This is a genomic window from Burkholderia sp. AW33-5 (assembly GCF_053427615.1).
Genome location: NZ_JBSAXA010000012.1, coordinates 91851 through 109720, shown reverse-complemented (window position 1 = coordinate 109720; position 17870 = coordinate 91851). Strand labels below are relative to the sequence as shown.

Annotated in this window: 14 protein-coding genes; 6 read left to right on the top strand and 8 right to left on the bottom strand. The window is 68.3% G+C overall.

Annotated elements, in window-relative coordinates; translation table 11 throughout:
* The first annotated feature begins 27 nt into the window (after window positions 1-27).
* Complete coding sequence (locus tag ACV22V_RS19950; RefSeq protein ID WP_448015238.1) at window positions 28-1143, top strand: AGE family epimerase/isomerase; 1116 nt, start codon at window positions 28-30, stop codon at window positions 1141-1143.
* Here the strand turns inward: ACV22V_RS19950 and ACV22V_RS19945 are convergent.
* On the bottom strand, window positions 1116-2744 hold the full coding sequence (locus ACV22V_RS19945) for a methyl-accepting chemotaxis protein (protein WP_448015237.1): 1629 nt from the start codon (window positions 2742-2744) through the stop codon (window positions 1116-1118). The two genes, ACV22V_RS19950 and ACV22V_RS19945, sit on opposite strands and share 28 nt — an antisense overlap.
* Before the next feature lie 272 nt (window positions 2745-3016).
* Between ACV22V_RS19945 and ACV22V_RS19940 the strand changes: the two genes are divergently transcribed.
* A complete protein-coding gene (locus tag ACV22V_RS19940; RefSeq protein ID WP_059467287.1) occupies window positions 3017-3460 on the top strand; it encodes a PaaI family thioesterase in 444 nt (147 codons plus the stop codon).
* 63 nt (window positions 3461-3523) lie between these two features.
* Here the strand turns inward: ACV22V_RS19940 and ACV22V_RS19935 are convergent, their stop codons facing one another.
* The 5 genes from ACV22V_RS19935 to prpB all read right to left on the bottom strand — a co-directional run bounded on the left by ACV22V_RS19935 (window position 3524) and on the right by prpB (window position 10837).
* The gene (locus ACV22V_RS19935; RefSeq protein WP_448015236.1) at window positions 3524-4576 is read right to left on the bottom strand and encodes a CaiB/BaiF CoA transferase family protein; all 1053 of its coding nucleotides are present in this window, start codon (window positions 4574-4576) and stop codon (window positions 3524-3526) included.
* 185 nt (window positions 4577-4761) lie between these two features.
* Window positions 4762-5952 (bottom strand): 2-methylaconitate cis-trans isomerase PrpF, encoded by a 1191-nt coding sequence (gene prpF / locus ACV22V_RS19930; RefSeq protein ID WP_448015234.1) that lies wholly within the window; start codon window positions 5950-5952, stop codon window positions 4762-4764.
* 26 nt (window positions 5953-5978) lie between these two features.
* Window positions 5979-8573, bottom strand: a complete 2595-nt coding sequence (gene acnD, locus ACV22V_RS19925; protein ID WP_448015233.1) for a Fe/S-dependent 2-methylisocitrate dehydratase AcnD — start codon at window positions 8571-8573, stop codon at window positions 5979-5981.
* A gap of 82 nt (window positions 8574-8655) precedes the next feature.
* Entirely contained in the window at window positions 8656-9828 is a 1173-nt protein-coding gene (gene prpC / locus ACV22V_RS19920; RefSeq protein ID WP_059448941.1) for a bifunctional 2-methylcitrate synthase/citrate synthase, read from the bottom strand.
* A 115-nt stretch (window positions 9829-9943) separates the two neighbouring features.
* Window positions 9944-10837, bottom strand: coding sequence for a methylisocitrate lyase (prpB, locus tag ACV22V_RS19915; protein ID WP_044845010.1), 894 nt, complete (start codon window positions 10835-10837; stop codon window positions 9944-9946).
* 170 nt (window positions 10838-11007) lie between these two features.
* On the opposite strand from prpB, the gene prpR reads away from it, so the two are divergent.
* Window positions 11008-12990: a propionate catabolism operon regulatory protein PrpR gene (gene prpR / locus ACV22V_RS19910; RefSeq protein WP_448015230.1), complete on the top strand. Its 1983-nt coding sequence runs from the start codon at window positions 11008-11010 to the stop codon at window positions 12988-12990.
* Window positions 12991-13041: 51 nt separating this feature from the next.
* Here prpR and ACV22V_RS19905 read toward each other — a convergent pair whose 3' ends face one another.
* Window positions 13042-13689 (bottom strand): CGNR zinc finger domain-containing protein, encoded by a 648-nt coding sequence (locus tag ACV22V_RS19905; protein WP_448015229.1) that lies wholly within the window; start codon window positions 13687-13689, stop codon window positions 13042-13044.
* Window positions 13690-13943: 254 nt separating this feature from the next.
* Between ACV22V_RS19905 and ACV22V_RS19900 the strand changes: the two genes are divergently transcribed.
* Window positions 13944-14327 (top strand): VOC family protein, encoded by a 384-nt coding sequence (locus ACV22V_RS19900; protein ID WP_059689285.1) that lies wholly within the window; start codon window positions 13944-13946, stop codon window positions 14325-14327.
* Window positions 14328-14482: 155 nt separating this feature from the next.
* Here ACV22V_RS19900 and ACV22V_RS19895 read toward each other — a convergent pair whose 3' ends face one another.
* Window positions 14483-15331: an ureidoglycolate lyase gene (locus ACV22V_RS19895; protein WP_448015228.1), complete on the bottom strand. Its 849-nt coding sequence runs from the start codon at window positions 15329-15331 to the stop codon at window positions 14483-14485.
* A 660-nt stretch (window positions 15332-15991) separates the two neighbouring features.
* On the opposite strand from ACV22V_RS19895, the gene ACV22V_RS19890 reads away from it, so the two are divergent.
* Window positions 15992-16816, top strand: coding sequence for an IclR family transcriptional regulator (locus ACV22V_RS19890; protein ID WP_448015227.1), 825 nt, complete (start codon window positions 15992-15994; stop codon window positions 16814-16816).
* Window positions 16817-17068: 252 nt separating this feature from the next.
* Entirely contained in the window at window positions 17069-17620 is a 552-nt protein-coding gene (locus ACV22V_RS19885; protein ID WP_059528779.1) for a hypothetical protein, read from the top strand.
* Window positions 17621-17870: the final 250 nt, after the last annotated feature.

Sequence of the window (17870 nt, the reverse complement as noted above, 5' to 3'; positions counted from 1 at the left end):
AATTCGATCCAAGCGCTCAACCCCGCCATGTCCGTTCCCGATTCCGATTCCGCTTCCGCCCAGGCCGCCCGATTGCGCGACCATTTTGCGCACGTCATCCTGCCGATCTGGCAGGGTTCAGGGTTCGACCAGACGCTGCGGCTGCCGTTCGAGGCCGTCGATCCGGCCACCCATGCACCGCTGCCCGTCACCCGTTATCGCGCAATGGCATGCGCGCGACAACTGTTCGTGTTCGCGCAGGCCGGCCACACCGCGCACGCGGCCACGCTGTTCGACTCGCTGTGCCGCCGCTTCCGCGACCCGCGCCACGGCGGCTGGTTCTACAGCGTCGATGCGCAAGGCGCGCCGCTCGACACGACCAAGGACCTTTATACGCACGCGTTCGTCGTGTTCGCGTGTGCCGCATGGCATGCGGCGTCGGGCGACGCCACGGCGCGCACGGTCGCCGAGGACACCGCCGCGCTGATCCAGGACCGCTTCGCGCCGCAGCCGGGCGACGCGCTGCTCGACGCCGCGCGTCACGCCGACTTCTCGTCGTCGGGCAGCGGCGCGCTGCAGAACCCGCTGATGCACCTGACCGAAGCATGGCTCGCGGCCGCGGATGCGTTCGGCGACGCGGCGTTCGACGATGCGCTCGTGCGCACCGCACAGGCCGTCGAGCGCACGTTCGTCGATACGGCGACCGGCTGCGTCGCCGAACTGCCGCTCGGGGCGGCCGACAACCGCTTCGAGCCCGGCCATCAGTTCGAATGGTTCTATCTGGTCGATGCGGCCGGCGCGCGCCTCGCGCAAACCGGGCTCCCCGACGCGCTCGCGCGCGCGTTCGCGTTCGCCGAGCAGCACGGGATCGATCCGCAAACGGGCGCCGTGTGCGCGGCGGTCGACGCGCAAGGCGCATGCATCGACGGCACGCAGCGGATCTGGGCGCAAACCGAATACCTGCGCGCGCTCGCCACGCACGGCGGCACGCCGGCCTCCGCACCGCTCGCGCAGCAGATCGAGCGCTTCGCCGCGCGCTTCCTGCATCCGCGCGGCTGGTTCGAGTGCAAGACGGCCGACGGGCAGGTGTCGCGCGCCGACATGCCGTCGACGACGCCCTACCACCTCGCGACCGCTTACGCGGCGCTGCCCGTTGCTTCGTAACCGGCGCCGGCAAACGACGACGACGCGCGCGCGTCGCGAACACCGCGAGCCGCGCGCGCGTCGCCCAGTTCGAACACCGACACCGCCTGCATCAGGTGCGCGGTCTGGTCGTTCAGCGACGCGGCCGCCGCCGCGACTTCCTCCACCAGCGCCGCGTTCTGCTGCGTCAACTGGTCCATCTGCGTGACCGCCTGATTGACCTGCTCGATGCCGACGCTCTGCTCGACCGACGCGGCGGTGATCTCCGACATCGTCTGCACGACCCGCGTGATCGACGCCGAAACCGTCCGCATCGCGTCGCCGGCCCGTTCGACGAGTTCCGAGCCGCCGTCGATCTGCGTGACCGACTCCTCGATCAGCGCCTTGATCTCCTTCGCCGATTGCGCGCTGCGCTGCGCGAGCGAGCGCACTTCGCCCGCGACCACCGCGAAGCCGCGGCCCTGCTCGCCGGCCCGCGCGGCCTCGACCGCCGCGTTCAGCGCGAGGATGTTGGTCTGGAAGGCGATGCCGTCGATCACCGAGATGATCTCCGCGATGCGCCCGGAGCTTTGGGCGATGCCGCGCATCCGGTCGATCACGCTGTCGACCACGCCGCCGCCGTGGCGCGTCGCGTCGAGCGCCGCGTCGGCCAGCGCGCTGGCCGCACGCGCGCTGTCGGTGTTCTGGCGGACGGTCGCGGTCAGTTCCTCCATGCTCGCGGCGGTTTCCTCGAGCGACGCGGCCTGCGTGCCCGTTCGCGCGGACAGGTCCGCGTTGCCGCCGGCGATCTCGCCCGCGCCGAGGTGGATCGCATCGGACGCGTGACGCACGGTGCGCACGGTGTCCGCGATGCTCGCCTGCATCGTGGCAAGGCCGCGCAACATGCGGTCGATCTCGAACACGCCGCCTGCCCGCACGGCTTCGTCGAGCCGGCCCTGCGCGATGCGCTCGAAATGGCGGCCGGCCTCGTCCAGCGGCGCGACCACCGCGCGCCGCGCGGCGGCGTAAATCGCCGCGCTCGCGGCGAGCATCGCCACCAGCAGCACGATGCCGACCCACTTGAACCACTGAATCCCGCTATCGATCGTGGCGAGCGCGTCGCGGCTCGACGCGGCGCCGTAGTCGGCGAAGCGATGCAGTTCGGCGAGGTATGCGTCCTGGAAGCCCTGCGTCGGCTGGTCGAGGAACGCCTGGATGTTGTCGGCGTCGAGGAACTGCACGAGTTCGCCCAGCGCGCCGCGCAGCGCGCGATAGCGCTCGACGAGCGCCGCCACGCGCGCGCGGTTCGTCGCGTCGACGGCCTGCGCGGCCGTCAGCGCGGCGAACGCCTTGTCCGCTTCGGCGAGCGAAGCGCTGGCATGGCGGATGATCTCGTCGGGCTTCGGGCCGCCGCGCACCATCCGCGTGCCCGCGCGCGACAGGTTCACGCGGGCGTCGAGCAGGCGCTCGGTCGCCTGGCTGGCCGCGTCGACCTGCGCGATCGCGACGTTCGACAGGTCGTCGACGCCGCTGCGCGTCGATGCGAGCGCCCAGAAGCCGAGCGCCTCGATCGCGAACAGAAAGAGGCAAAACACGGTCAACACGCCGAGCAGACCCGACGCGAGCTTGATTTTTCCGAACATGGGGGAGATTCCTGGAGAGGCGACGATGGAGCAATGCCCCGGCATTAGCGGCATTTCTTCGTCGGACTTTAGGAACATCCGGCGAGCGGCGCCCGGCCAGTCCCCGCCATCCCCGTCGAATCGCCGGCAAACGAGGACAACGCGCGCGTTCGGCGCAGTAATCGCGTCGCATCGCGCCGGCCGTTGCGCGAAATGCGGACGAATTTCCTTGCTTATCCGCAGCCCCCTTCCTAGAGTTCAGCGCAAGCGGACACGCATTGCGAGGGCAGTCGATGACGGACATCACGGACCACGCGCGCGGCGCATTGCGCGCGCAACCGTTCAGCATGCTGCTGGGCACGGAGCTGATGCATATCGGCGACAACGAAGTGTCGCTGTGCCTGCCCGTGCGGGAAGAGTTGCGGCAGCAGCACGGCTTCGTGCACGGCGGCGTGATCGGCTACCTCGCCGACAACGCGCTGACCTTCGCCGGCGCGCTCGTGCTCGGCCCGCGCGTCATCACCGCCGAATACAAGATCAACTACCTGCGGCCGGCCGTGAACGGCACGCTCGTCGCGCGCGCGAAGGTCGTCTACGCGGGCCGGCATCAGGCGACCTGCCAGTGTCATGTGTTCGTCATCGACGGCGATCACGAGCGGCTCGTCGCGATCGCGCAAGGCACGATCAATCGCGTCGGCGACGGCAAGATGCCGGATGCGCCGGAGGAAACGGCGTAAGCGGCCGATATCGCTCGACACGGCGGAGCACACGCGGCGGCAAGCCCCGCGCACCCGGCTCCGTCAACCCGCGTCATCCTCCTGCAACGATAGAAACCGCGGCGCCACGCGCGCCCGCACGTTCCCGTTCTCGTCAGTTCGATAGATCCCGCGCGCCGCAATGTGCGGATGCTCGACCGCAGCGGCCACGCTCAGCACCGGGGCGAAGCACGCGTCGGTGCCTTCGAGCAGCGCGCGCCAGTGCGCGGACGGCTGCTGCGCGAACACCTCGACAAAACGCGCCTTCAGCGCCGGCCAGCGCGCGCGGTCGTACTGCGACGCCGGATCGACATCGCTCAACCCGAGCCGCTCGACCAGCAACGCGTAGAACGGCGGCTCGAGCGCGCCGATCGTCACGCATTCGCCGTCCGCGCAGCGATATACGTCGTAAAACGGCGCATCGTGGAAGAGGCTCGGGTGCGCGCCATCGAGTTGCTCGTTCGCGCGTGCCCACAACGCAAGCGAGCCGAGCATCGACACGATGTCGACGATCGCGCCGTCGACCACGCGCCCCGGCCCGCCGCCGCGCACGTCGAACAGCGCGCAGACGATCCCGAATGCGAGCCCGAGCGCGCCGCCGGCATCGCCGACGACGGTCGGCGGCACGCCGGGCCGGCCGTCGCGCGGCGCGGACAGCGACAGCAGCCCCGTCAGCGCGACGTAGTTCAGGTCGTGCCCGGCGGCCGCCGCGAGCGGTCCGTCCTGGCCCCAGCCCGTCATCCGTCCGTACACGAGCTTCGGATTGCCGCGTGCGCAATCGTCCGGGCCGAGACCGAGGCGCTCCATCACGCCGGGCCGCAACCCCTCGATCAGCGCGTCGGCCTGCGCGATCAGCGCGAGCGCCGCGTCGCGGCCGGCCGGCGTCTTCAGATCGAGTTCGACGATCGTCTTGCCTTCGCGCAGCAGGTCGCCGTCGCGGCCCTGCAGCGCGTCCGGCGCGCTGGTGCGGCCTGCGGGACGCGCGATCAACGTGATGCGCGCGCCCATCCCAGCGAGCATCCAGCCCGCGAGCGGGCCGGGGCCGAGGCCTTCGAATTCGACGATGTGGACGCCGGCAAGCGGGGCACCAAGCGACATACAGTTCTCCTGTCGACCAGCGTTAGCGCTTCGTCGCACCGATACGGCCACCGATGCGACACATTGCGTAGCGAATAGCCTTCGTCACACGTGCGCCAAACGAAAAATCCCTGCGCAGCGGGTCCGCTTCGCAGGGATCGATCCGGTTCAGCACTGCCGGGTTGCACGCGCGAACCGCGGCACGCTCAGAACGCATCCCCCGGCACCCGCACCCAGCCTTCCATCAGCACGCGCGCGCTGCGGCTCATGATCGCCTTCGTGACCGTCCATTCGCCATTTTCGAGCCGGGCTTCCGCGCCGACGCGCAGCGTCCCCGACGGATGGCCGAAGCGCACCGCGTTGCGTTCGCCGCCGCCCGCCGCCAGGTTGACGAGCGTGCCGGGAATCGCCGCGGCCGTGCCGATCGCGACCGCCGCCGTGCCCATCATCGCGTGATGCAGCTTGCCCATCGACATCGCCCGCACCAGCAGGTCGATGTCGCCTGCGCTCACACGCTTGCCGCTCGACGCGACATAGTCGGCCGGCTTCGCGACGAACGCGACCTTCGGCGTGTGCTGCCGCGTCGCGATCTCGTCGAGCGTGTCGATCAGGCCCATGCGCAGCGCGCCGTGCGCGCGGATCGTCTCGAACTTCTCGAGCGCCTTCGGGTCGCCGTTGATCGCGTCCTGCAGCTCGGTGCCCGTATAGCCGATCGCCTCGGCCTCGACGAAGATGGTCGGAATCCCCGCGTTGATCATCGTCGCCTTCAGCGTGCAGATGCCCGGCACGGCGAGGTCGTCGACGAGGTTGCCGGTCGGGAACATCGAGCCGCCCGAGCCTTCTTCCTCCGCGGCCGGATCCATGAACTCGAGCTGCACTTCGGCGGCCGGAAACGTGACGCCGTCCAGCTCGAAATCGCCCGTCTCCTGCACCGCGCCGTTCGTGACCGGCACGTGCGCGACGATCGTCTTGCCGATGTTCGCCTGCCAGATCCGCACGGTCGCGATGCCGTCGCGCGGCACGCGCGACGCATCGACGAGCCCGCCGCTGATCGCGAACGGGCCGACCGCCGCCGACAGGTTGCCGCAGTTGCCGGTCCAGTCGACGAATGCCTTGTCGATCGCGACCTGCCCGAACAGGTAGTCGACGTCGTGGCCGGGGCGCGTACTCTTCGACACGATCACCGTCTTGCTGGTCGACGACGTCGCGCCGCCCATCCCGTCGATCTGCTTGCCGTACGGATCGGGGCTGCCGATCACGCGCAGCAGCAGCGCGTCGCGTGCGGCGCCCGGCGCCTGCGCAGCGTCCGGCAGATCCTGCAGCCGGAAGAACACGCCCTTGCTGGTGCCGCCGCGGATATACGTCGCCGGAATCCTGATTTGAGGAATGTGAGCCATGTTTGCGTTGTCCCTGTGTGGCCCGGTCAGGCGGCCTGCGACGATTCGAGGAAGTCCTGCGCGAAACGCTGCAGCACGCCGCCCGCCTCGTAGATCGACACTTCCTCGGCCGTATCGAGCCGGCACGTCACGGGCGTCGCGACGCGCTCGCCGTTCTTGCGGTGAATCACGAGCGTGAGATCGGCACGCGGCGTACGCTCGCCGATCACGTCGAAGGTCTCGGTGCCGTCGATGCCGAGCGTCGCGCGGTTCGTGCCCGGCTTGAACTCGAGCGGCAGCACGCCCATCCCGATCAGGTTCGTGCGGTGGATCCGCTCGAACCCTTCGGCGACGATCGCCTCGACGCCCGCGAGCCGCACGCCCTTCGCGGCCCAGTCGCGCGACGAGCCCTGGCCGTAGTCGGCGCCGGCGACGACGATCAGCGGCTGCTTGCGATTCATGTACGTCTCGATCGCTTCCCACATCCGCATGACCTTGCCTTCGGGCTCGACGCGCGCGAGCGAGCCCTTCTTCACCGCCCCGTCGACGACCGCCATCTCGTTGATCAGCGTCGGGTTCGCGAAGGTCGCGCGCTGCGCGGTCAGGTGGTCTCCCCGGTGCGTCGCGTACGAATTGAAGTCCTCTTCCGGCAGGCCCATCTTCGTGAGGTACTCGCCGGCCGCGCTGTTCGCGAGGATCGCGTTCGACGGCGACAGGTGATCGGTCGTGATGTTGTCGCCGAGCACCGCGAGCGGGCGCATGCCCTTGAGCGTGCGCTCGCCGGCCAGCGCGCCTTCCCAGTACGGCGGACGGCGAATGTACGTGCTTTGCGGACGCCAGTCGTACAGCGGCGCCGCGCGCTCGCCCGCATCGGCGGTGCGCGCGAACATCGGTTCGTAGACCTTGCGGAACTGCTCGGGCTTCACGCTCGATGCGACGATCGCGTCGATCTCCTCGTCGGTCGGCCAGATGTCCTTCAGCGTGACGGGCTTGCCGTCCTGGTCGTGGCCGAGCGCGTCCTTCTCGATGTCGAAGCGGATCGTGCCGGCGATCGCATACGCGACGACGAGCGGCGGCGACGCGAGAAACGCCTGCTTCGCATACGGGTGAATGCGGCCGTCGAAGTTTCGGTTGCCGGACAGCACGGCGGTCGCGTACAGGTCGCGATCGACGATCTCCTGCTGGATCTTCGGATCGAGCGCGCCCGACATCCCGTTGCAGGTCGTGCACGCGAACGCGACGATGCCGAAGCCGAGCTTCTCGAGCTCCGGCAGCAGGTTCGCTTCTTCCAGATACAGCTCGACCGCCTTCGAGCCCGGCGCGAGCGAGCTCTTCACCCACGGCTTGCGCGTGAGGCCCTTCGCGTTCGCGTTGCGCGCGAGCAAGGCCGCGGCGATCACGTTGCGCGGGTTGCTGGTGTTCGTGCAGCTCGTGATCGCGGCGATGATCACCGCGCCGTCGGGCATCTCGCCCGCCTTCTCTTCCCACTGGCCGGCGATGCCGCGCGCGGCGAGGTCGGACGTCGGCAGCCGCTTGTGCGGGTTCGACGGGCCGGCCATGTTGCGCACCACGCTCGACAGGTCGAACGTCAGCGTGCGCTCGTACTGCGCGCCGTTCAGCGTGTCGGCCCACAGGCCCGCCGCCTTCGCGTAGGTCTCGACGAGCTTCACCTGCTCGTCGCTGCGGCCGGTGAGGCGCAGGTAGTCGGTCGTCTGGCCGTCGATGAAGAACATCGCGGCCGTCGCGCCATATTCGGGCGCCATGTTCGAGATCGTCGCGCGGTCGCCGAGCGTGAGGCTCGCCGCGCCCGCACCGCGGAATTCCAGGTACGCGCCGACCACCTTTTCCTTGCGCAGGAATTCGGTCAGCGCGAGCACGATGTCGGTCGCGGTGATGCCGGGCTGGCGCTTGCCGGTCAGTTCGACGCCGACGATGTCGGGCAGGCGCATCCACGATGCGCGGCCGAGCATCACGTTCTCCGCCTCAAGCCCGCCCACGCCGATCGCGATCACGCCGAGCGCGTCGACGTGCGGCGTGTGACTGTCGGTGCCGACGCAGGTGTCCGGATACGCGACGCCGTCCTGCACCTGGATCACCGGCGACATCTTCTCCAGGTTGATCTGGTGCATGATGCCGTTGCCCGGCGGGATCACGTCGACGTTCTCGAACGACTGCTTGGTCCATTCGATGAAGTGGAAGCGATCCTCGTTGCGGCGATCCTCGATCGCGCGGTTCTTCGCGAACGCGTCCGGATCGAAGCCGCCGCACTCGACGGCGAGCGAGTGGTCGACGATCAGCTGCACGGGCACGACCGGGTTCACCTTCGCCGGGTCGCCGCCGCGCTCGGCGATCGCGTCGCGCAGGCCCGCGAGGTCGACGAGCGCCGTCTGGCCGAGGATGTCGTGGCACACCACGCGCGCCGGGAACCACGGGAAGTCGCGTTCGCGCTTGCGCTCGACGATCTGCTTCAGCGAATCGGCGAGGATCGCCGGATCGCAGCGGCGCACGAGGTTTTCGGCGAGCACGCGCGACGTGTACGGCAGCGTGTCGTACGCGCCGGGGGCGATCGCTTCGACCGCGGCACGCGCGTCGAAGAAGTCCAGCGACGTGCCGGGCAGGGGTTTGCGGTAGGCGGTATTCATGATGTGGGGCGGAAATCGGGGTAAGACGTTCCGCGCGCGCCGGCAGCCCGCATCATGGGCGCCGGTGCGCGCGGCGGGCGTGTCAGCGCTTCTCGATCGGCACGAACTGCAGGTCTTCCGGACCGGTGTAGTTCGCGCTCGGGCGGATGATCTTGTTGTCGACGCGCTGCTCGATGATGTGCGCGCTCCAGCCGGACGTGCGCGAGATCACGAACAGCGGCGTGAACATCGCGGTCGGCACGCCCATCATGTGATACGACACGGCGCTGAACCAGTCGAGGTTCGGGAACATCTTCTTCGCGTCCCACATCACCGATTCGAGGCGCTCGGCGATGCTGTACAGCTTCAGGTCGCCCGCTTCCTTCGACAGCTTGTGCGCGACGCCCTTGATCACCTTGTTGCGCGGATCGGAGATCGTGTAGACCGGATGGCCGAAGCCGATCACGACTTCCTTGTTCTCGACGCGGCGGCGGATATCGGCTTCGGCGTCGTCCGGCGAGCTGTAGCGGCTCTGGATTTCATACGCGACTTCGTTCGCGCCGCCGTGCTTCGGCCCGCGCAGCGCGCCGATCGCGCCGGTGATCGCCGAGTAGATGTCCGAGCCCGTGCCCGCGATCACGCGGCCGGTGAACGTCGATGCGTTGAACTCGTGCTCCGCGTACAGGATCAGCGACGTGTGCATCGCGTCGACCCACGACTTCGACGGCGTCTTGCCGTGCAGCAGGTGCAGGAAGTGGCCGCCGATCGAGTCGTCGTCGGTTTCCGTCTCGATGCGCTTGCCGTTGTGCGAGAAGTGATACCAGTACAGCAGCATCGAGCCGAGCGACGCCATCAGGCGGTCGGCGATGTCGCGCGCGCCCGGCAGGTTGTGATCGTCCTTCTCCGGCAGCACGGTGCCGAGCACCGACACGCCGGTGCGCATCACGTCCATCGGATGGGCGGAGGCCGGGATCTGCTCGAGCGCGGCCTTCAGCGCGTTCGGCAGACCGCGCAGCGCGCGCAGCTTGGTCTTGTACGCGGCCAGTTCGGTCAGGTTCGGCAGCGTGCCGTGCACGAGCAGGTGCGCGATTTCCTCGAATTCGCACGATTCGGCGACGTCGAGAATGTCGTAGCCGCGGTAGTGCAGGTCGTTGCCGGTCTTGCCGACCGTGCACAGCGCCGTGTTGCCGGCCGTCACGCCCGACAGCGCCACCGACTTCTTCGGCTTGAATGCGCCTGCGGCGGCCGGTGCTGCTGCGTCTTTCGTCTCGCTCATGTTTCCGTTCTCCAATGGGTATCGGGGTGTCATGTCGGCCGGGCGCGGCGCGGGTGCGCGCGCTCCGGCTTCATGCAAAGCATTCCGGGAACCGTGTCCCGGCGCGCGGGCCGCGTTACTTCTTGCCCTGCGCGAACAGTTCGTCGAGCTTCTGCTCGTAGGCGTGATAGCCGAGGAAGTCGTACAGCTCGGCGCGGGTCTGCATGGTCGGCACGGCAGCCTTCTGCGTGCCGTCGCGGCGCAGCGTCTCGTAGAAATTCAGCGCGGCCTTGTTCATCGCGCGATACGCGCCGCAGCAGTACAGCGCGATGTCGACGTTCGCCTCGCGCAGTTCGTCGAGCGTAAACAGCGGCGTCGAGCCGAACTCGGTCAGGTTCGCGAGGATCGGCACCTTCACGGCGGCCTTGAAGCGGCGGTAGTCGTCGAGCGTCTTCATCGCTTCCGGGAAGATCATGTCGGCGCCGGCTTCCACGTATGCGATCGCGCGCTCGATCGCGGCGTCGATCCCTTCGGCGGCGGCCGCGTCGGTGCGGGCCATGATCACGAACTGGTCGTCGGTGCGCGCATCGACCGCGGCCTTCACGCGATCGACCATTTCGTCGGTCGGCACGACTTCCTTGCCCGGACGGTGGCCGCAACGCTTCTGGCCGACCTGGTCCTCGAGGTGGACGGCCGCGACGCCGGCCTTGATGAACGAGCGCACCGTGCGCGCGATGTTGAACGCGCCGCCCCAGCCCGTGTCGATGTCGACCAGCAGCGGCAGGTCGGTCGCGTTGGTGATCCGGTTCGCGTCGATCAGCACGTCTTCCATCGTGCTGATGCCGAGATCGGGGATCCCGAGCGAATTCGCGGCGACGCCGCCGCCCGACAGGTAGACGGCCTTGAAGCCGACGGCCTGCGCCATCTTGGCTGCGTACGCGGTGATCGCGCCGACCACCTGCAGCGGCTGCTCGGCCGCGACTGCCGCGCGGAATTTCGCGCCGGCGCTCTGAAGATGCGTGTTGCTCATGAACGGCCTCCTGAAGGAATGCCCATCAACAGCAAGGACCGGGCCAGCTCGCGAAACACCGCTAACCCACTGATTCTTAAGCAACCGGCAGGTGCATTGAATCGTCCGGTGATTTCAATTCGGCAATTCAATGTTTCAAAAATGAAATCGCGCGCGCATAATCGATCGCCATGGACCTCACCTCGACCAAGCCCGTCGGCCCGGCCGACCACACCGTTCGCCCGCGCATCTGGGCGATGGGCATCAGCCGCCTGCGCGACCTGTTTCGCGAGATCGCCGGCGAATTCGACGAACGTGCCGACGTGCGCATCGTCACGCGCGCGTACGAAGATGCGCTGAGCGCGATCGCGGAGGCCGGCACCGCGCGGCCCGACGTGATCGTCGCGGCCGGCTCGAACGGCGGCTTCCTGAAAACGCGTGCGCAGGTGCCGGTCGTGGTGGTGTCGCCGACCGGCTTCGACGTGATGCAGGCGCTCGCGCGCGCCCGGCGGGACGCATCGCGGATCGCGCTCGTCAGCGCCGGCGAGACGCCGCCCGAAGTGCGCCGCTTCGTCGCAGCCTACGGCCTCGACGTGCAGTTTGCGTCATATCAGTCCGCGCAGGAAGCGGAAGCCTGCGTGCACGACCTGCACGACCGCGGCATCGAGACGATCGTGGGCCCCGGCCTCGTCACCGATCTCGCAGCGAGCGCCGGCATGGGCGCGGTGTTTCTGTATTCGCACGCGTCGGTGCGCAAGGCGGTCGAGACGGCGCTCGAAGTCGCGTACGCCACGCACGCCGAGGCGTTTCGCCGCCAGCGGCTCGACAACCTGTTGCAGCACCTGCGCGACGGCGTGGTCGCGCTCGATGCGCGCGGTCGCGTCGAAGCCATCAACGAGCGGCTCGCGTCGGCGCTCGGGGTCGAACCCGCGGCGGCCGTCGGCCGCGCGCTCGTCGATCTGCGTCCGGAGCTGCGCACGCTGCGCGGCGAGGACGGCGACGCGCTCGCGACCGTGCGCGGCGTGCGCTACGTCGTGCATCGCGGGCCGCTGGTCGATCGCGGCGTCACGTCGGGCAGCGTGCTGACGTTCCAGGAATCGCGCGCGGTCGAACGGCTCGACCGTGCGCTGCGCTCGCAACCGAACACGCAGCAGTTCGCGGCGCGCTTTACGCTCGACGACGTGGTCGGCGCGTCCGCACCGATGGCGCGCGTGCGCGACCTCGTGCGCCGCTACGCGAAATCCGACGCAACCGTCCTCGTGCTCGGCGAAAGCGGCACCGGCAAGGAAATGATCGCGCAGAGCCTGCACGCGCTGTCCGTGCGGCGCAACTATCCGTTCGTCGCGATCAACTGCGGCGCGTTTCCGGAGGCGCTGCTCGAGAGCGAGCTGTTCGGTTACGAGGAAGGCGCGTTCACCGGCGCGCGGCGCGGCGGCAAGACCGGGCTGTTCGAGGCCGCGCACCGCGGCACGCTGTTTCTCGACGAAATCGGCGAGATGCCGCCATCGCTGCAAAGCCGGCTGCTGCGCGTGCTGCAGGAGCGCGAGGTGATCCGCCTCGGCTCGACCGAGCCGATCCGCATCGACGTGCGCGTGATCGCCGCGACGCACCGCCCGCTGCTCGCGGCCGTCGAGGACGGCACATTCCGCGCGGACCTGTATTACCGGCTCAACATCCTGAACATTGGCCTGCCGCCGCTGCGCGAGCGCGCCGCCGACATTCCGGCGCTCGCGGCCACGCTGCTCGTGCAGGCCGCGCGGCGCGAACCGCGGCTGGCCGAACGCGTACGCGAAGTCGGCGATGCGATGCGCGTGCTCGACGCGACCCAGGCGACGCTCGCGCGCTACCGATGGCCCGGCAACGTGCGGGAACTGCAGAACGTGGTCGAGCGGATCGCGGTGGAACTGGCCGAGGAAGTCGACGAACACGATCCGGGCGCCGCGTGCGCGGCGCTCACGCCCGATGCGCTGCAGGCGATCGCGCCCGAGTTGTTCGCGGCGCCGCCCGACGCGACCGACACCAACGACGCACAGACGCTCCACGCGCGTCGCCGTCGCGCCGAAGCCGACGAGATCCGCGCGGTGCTCGATGCGTGCGGCGGCGACCGCGATCGCGCATGCGCGATGCTCGGCATCAGCAAGACGACGCTGTGGCGGAAGCTGTCGGCGAAATAGGTTCGGGCGGAATGGGCGCGGCAGGCATGACACGCTGCTCGCGCGCTGCCGTCAATCGGCCTTGTGATAGTGGCGGTAAGCCTTCGCGCGATTGCCGCACGACGACATCGAGCACCAGCGGCGGCTGCCGTTCTTGCTGTCGTCGATGAACAGCCACTGGCATGCATCGTTCGCGCAGCGCTTGACCTTCGCGAGCCGCGTGCCGCCCAGCAGGTCCGTCGCCGACCACAGCACCGGGCTCAGCAGCCCCGCGAGCGTCGCGTCCGCTGCCCCGAGCCGCCACGCGTAGCCGCCGTCGATCCGCGCGAGCGCGACGCGCGGCGCCGCTTCCGCCAGAAAAGCGCCCAGCAGCGCGAGATCGTCGGCTTGCGGCTCGCGCCGCTCGGCTTGCGCGTGAAAGAGCCGATACAGCGCCTCGCGCAACGCGAGCGCGCGCGCCAGCATCGCCGGCTCGCCTCCTTTCTCCGTCACCTGTGCACGACACACGTCGGCCAGGCCGGCCGGCACGCCCGCCTGCTCGCGACACCATGTGAACAGGTCGTCCAGCGTGCCGAAGGTTTCGGTCGGCGCGTCGGCACCGCGCCAGTACAGCGTGTTCGCGAAATCGATGCTCAGCGTTTCGGACGGTGCCGGAACCAGGCAGTCCGTCATGACGGAAGGTTGCGTTTTGCTCATGACGCGATCGTATCTAACCACCATGCCGGTTGACAAGCATCTGGACGCTTTCTAACATAACCAGCAAGGTGGTTAAACAAGGTTTGCTGCACTGACGTCCCCTCTTCAGTTCAAGGAGCCACAGATGATGGATCGTTTTTCCTGCGACGTTGTCCACACCGGCCGCAGCCGTGCCTTTCACGACAGCACGCTCGGCGCGCTTCGCTACAAGCGGCTGGCCTGGTGGCTGTAAACGGGTTTGCCGCACTGACGTCCCCCTTCAGTCCAAGGAGCCACAGATGATCGATCACCTTTCGTTCGGCGTTGCCCACATCGACCGCAGCCGCGCTTTCTACGACAGCACGCTCGGCGCGCTCGGCTACAAGCGGCTGTACAGCGACGACGGGTCACTCGGCTACGGCACCAGCGAACCGGTGCTGTGGTTGCAGCACGCGGCGCGTCCGGTCGTCGCCGATCCCGATTCCGGGTTGCACTTGTCGTTTCGCGCATCGTCGCCCGTGGAAGTCGACGCGTTTTATCGCGCCGCGCTGCAGCACGGCGGACAGGACAACGGCGGGCCAGGCAAACGCGAGCACTACGGTCCCGGCTACTACGCGGCGTTCGTCGTCGATCCCGACGGATATCGGCTCGAAGCCCATTGCGAGCTGGACAACGTCGTCTGATCCGGTTCGCACCGACACGGGTGAATGACAAGGGCCCGATTCCGCATCGCGCGGAATCGGGCCCTCGTCTTTGCTGCATCGATGTCCGGTTCGCGGCGGCCACCGCGAACAATCGCGCCAGTGGCCGAGCGGACGGTCGGACGGCGCGACCCGGTCTACTGCGCGTCGCGCGTGCGCTGCAGTTGCTCGCCCAGCCCCTCGACGCCGAGGCGCACGGTCTGGCCGGCTTTCAGGAACACAGGCGACGGCTTGATGCCCATCCCGACGCCCGGCGGCGTACCGGTTGTGATCACGTCGCCCGGTTGCAGCGTCATGCAGGTCGACAGGTAGGCGATCAGTTGCGCGACGGTGAACACCATCGTGCGCGTGTTGCCGTTCTGGTAGCGGTGGCCGTCGATTTCGAGCCACAGGTCGAGGCGCTGCGGATCGGGCACCTCGTCGCGCGTCACGAGCCACGGGCCGATCGGGCCGAACGTGTCGAAGCCCTTGCCCTTGTCCCACTGGCCGCCGCGTTCGATCTGCCACTCGCGCTCGGAGACGTCGTTGACGACGCAATAGCCGGCGACGTAATCCAGCGCGCGCGCCTCGTCGACGTCCTTGCACGTCGCGCCGATCACGACGCCCAGCTCGACTTCCCAGTCCGTCTTCACCGAGCCCTTCGGGATGTCGATGCCGTCGTTCGGACCGCAGATCGAACTCGTCCATTTGCCGAATACCACCGGCTCCTTCGGTACCGGCATGCCGGCTTCGGCCGCGTGATCGGCATAGTTCAGACCAATGCCGATGAACTTGCCGACGCGCCCGACGCACGCGCCAATGCGCGGCTCGCCCGGGACCAGCGGCAGCGTGGCCGGGTCGATCGCGCGCAGGCGCGCGAGAGCGGCGTCGGACAGCGCGTCGCCGGCAAGATCCGGCACGTGCGCGGACAGGTCGCGAATCCGGCCGTCCGCGTCGAGAATACCGGGCTTTTCCTGGCCGGACGGGCCATAGCGAAGCAGTTTCATCGTGCTCAACCTCTATTGTCGAATGTGACAGGATACCGGCCGACGCAGCCGCCTGTGGCCACGCGCCGGACTGAATGCCGATCGTCGATGACGCGCGTCGGCGCCGCATCCGGCAGGCCAATCGACACGCGAGGCTCGCGCTGGCGCAGCGATCGCGGCGCCGCACCGGAGTGCGACGCGCATCGAACGGGCGGCCGCCGGTCTGCGCATCGGCGACGACGGCCCGGCATCCGCGACACGTGCCGGCCTATGCTGTGCCGGCCGGCTTCACGCGCGGCCGCGCCGTCGCTGGCCCGCCGCTCTTTGTACCATCGGCGGCCCGCCGTGAAATGGCCCGCGACGGATAACGACTATTGGTGCGCCCGCGGCGGTTGCACCGCAGCATCGGGCCCGCCGAACCATTCGGCTTTACGCCAAAAACCGCCGTCCGTCGACTCCGAAAGATGAATTGCGAATATTTCTTATGACCCTGTCATCGGGAACGATATGTAATCCGTTCTTGCTGGGTAACGATCGGTGAAAGGACGCTGCATTGCACACTGGACGTTTGTTGTTGAGCGCGCGGATGGCAGTCACATCCGCATGCGTCTTCGCGAATCCGCGTGCAAACCGGCCAGCGTGCGTCGCCCACCGATTGGCAATCCCCGGACTTCCTACCCCATGATGCAAACGACCAATAATCCGCTCCCCGGCAGCGACGTACGGGAGTCGATGGGCGCAGCCGACCGCTATCGCGCGCCCGCGCTCGACAAGGGTCTCGACATTCTCGAACTCCTGTCGGAACAGAAGGAAGGACTCACCCGCACCGAAATCACGAAGGAGCTCGGCCGCAACGCGAGCGAGATCTACCGGATGCTCGAGCGTCTCGTCGCACGCCGCTACGTGATGCGCTCGAGCGGCGGCGACCGTTACACGCTCAGCCTGAAACTGTTCGCGCTCGCGCATCGGCATCCGCCGATGAACCGGCTGATCGCCGAGGCGTTGCCGCTGATGCAGCGCTTTGCCGACGCGGCCGAACAGTCGTGCCACTTGACCGTCTACGATCGCGGCAACCTGCTCGTGATCGCGCAGGTGGACGGCCCCGGCCCGTGGGGCGTGTCGGTGCGGCTCGGCTCGCGCGTCGGGCTCGCCGATACGGCGTCGGGGCGCGTGATGCTGTCGTTCCAGGGTGCCGAGCAGCGTGCGCACATGCTGGCCGAGCATCGCAAGGTCAAAGGCGAAGCCGCGATGAACGAGCAGGAACTCGCGCACGCGTGCCAGTCCATTCGCCAATCCGGCTACGTGCGCCAGGACAGCCGCCAGGCATACGGCGTGACCGACTTGAGCGCGCCGATTCTCGGCCCGGCCGGCCATGCGATCGCGGTGCTGACCTGCCCGTACATGCGCCGGATCGACGCGCATATGGCGCCGTCGGTCGAGGTGGTCGTCGCAGGACTGCGCGATACGGCAGGCCAGTTGTCGATGTGCCGCGCGGAGACTTGCTGAACGTTGCAGAACGGTCGACCGCGCTGATGGCGGTCGACCGTTCGGGCACGGCAGTTGTTCGGTCACACGGCCAGCGGATCGGGCAAGCGGGCGGGCTCTACATCGCGCACGCGGTGTGCGACGCGTGCCGGCCGCGCGGGCTCTCGTCCCGGCATTCCGCAGACCGTTTCCGGATGCGCGGACGCCGCGCTACGCTAGAATAGCGGCCCTCTCAAAAACTACGACGGCCGGCTGTCGCGGCCGTCGTATCCGATGGATGTCATGGCCAAACTTCTGAACGATCAAGAATTCCAGCGTTTCTCCGAACTTCAGCAGAAGCAGGCGAGCTTCACGATCACGCCCGAGGAAGCGGACGAGCTGCGCGACATCGTCGCGCGCGCGCAGAAGAAGCGCGACGACCGTGCCGAAGCGATGCGCGCGATCGAGAACTACATCGAGCAGTTCGACATCACGCCCGACGAACTCTTCTCGCCCGAGCAGATCGGCGAGGCCGCGCGCACCTACGGCCTCATCACGGCCACCAAGAAGGAGCGCACGCTGCCGCCGTCGATCACGTTCAACGGCAAGCCGTACCAATGGACCAAGACGCTTCCGGACGACGTGCGCGGCGCGCTGTTCGATGCATTTACGTCCGGCGAATCGGTCAAGCGCTTCATCGCGATGCCGAAGGACACCGCGCGTTGCGCCCTGACGATCGCCCGCCTCGAGCGCGAAACCGGCGGCGTCTATGCCGACGCGCACCTCGAAGAACTTGCGATTTCGCGCGACCAGGTGAACGACGCAGCGTCGAAACTCGCTGCGTAAATGCCATCGCGGGCACGGTTCATGCGTGCCCGCACCGGCGTGGACGCCGGCAGAAGCCCGCGCCACACCAGCCGGAGCACTGCGTCCGCAGGCTCCCGAAAAATCTCACCGAAGCGTCCCGTAAGCGCTCACCAGAGCATCCCGTAAAAGCTCACCTGAGGTTCCCGGAGACGCTCACCGGCCCCTCCCGAACGTCCTCACCAACGCATCCCGCAAACGCTCACCACCCTTTCCCGGAAAGGCTCACCGG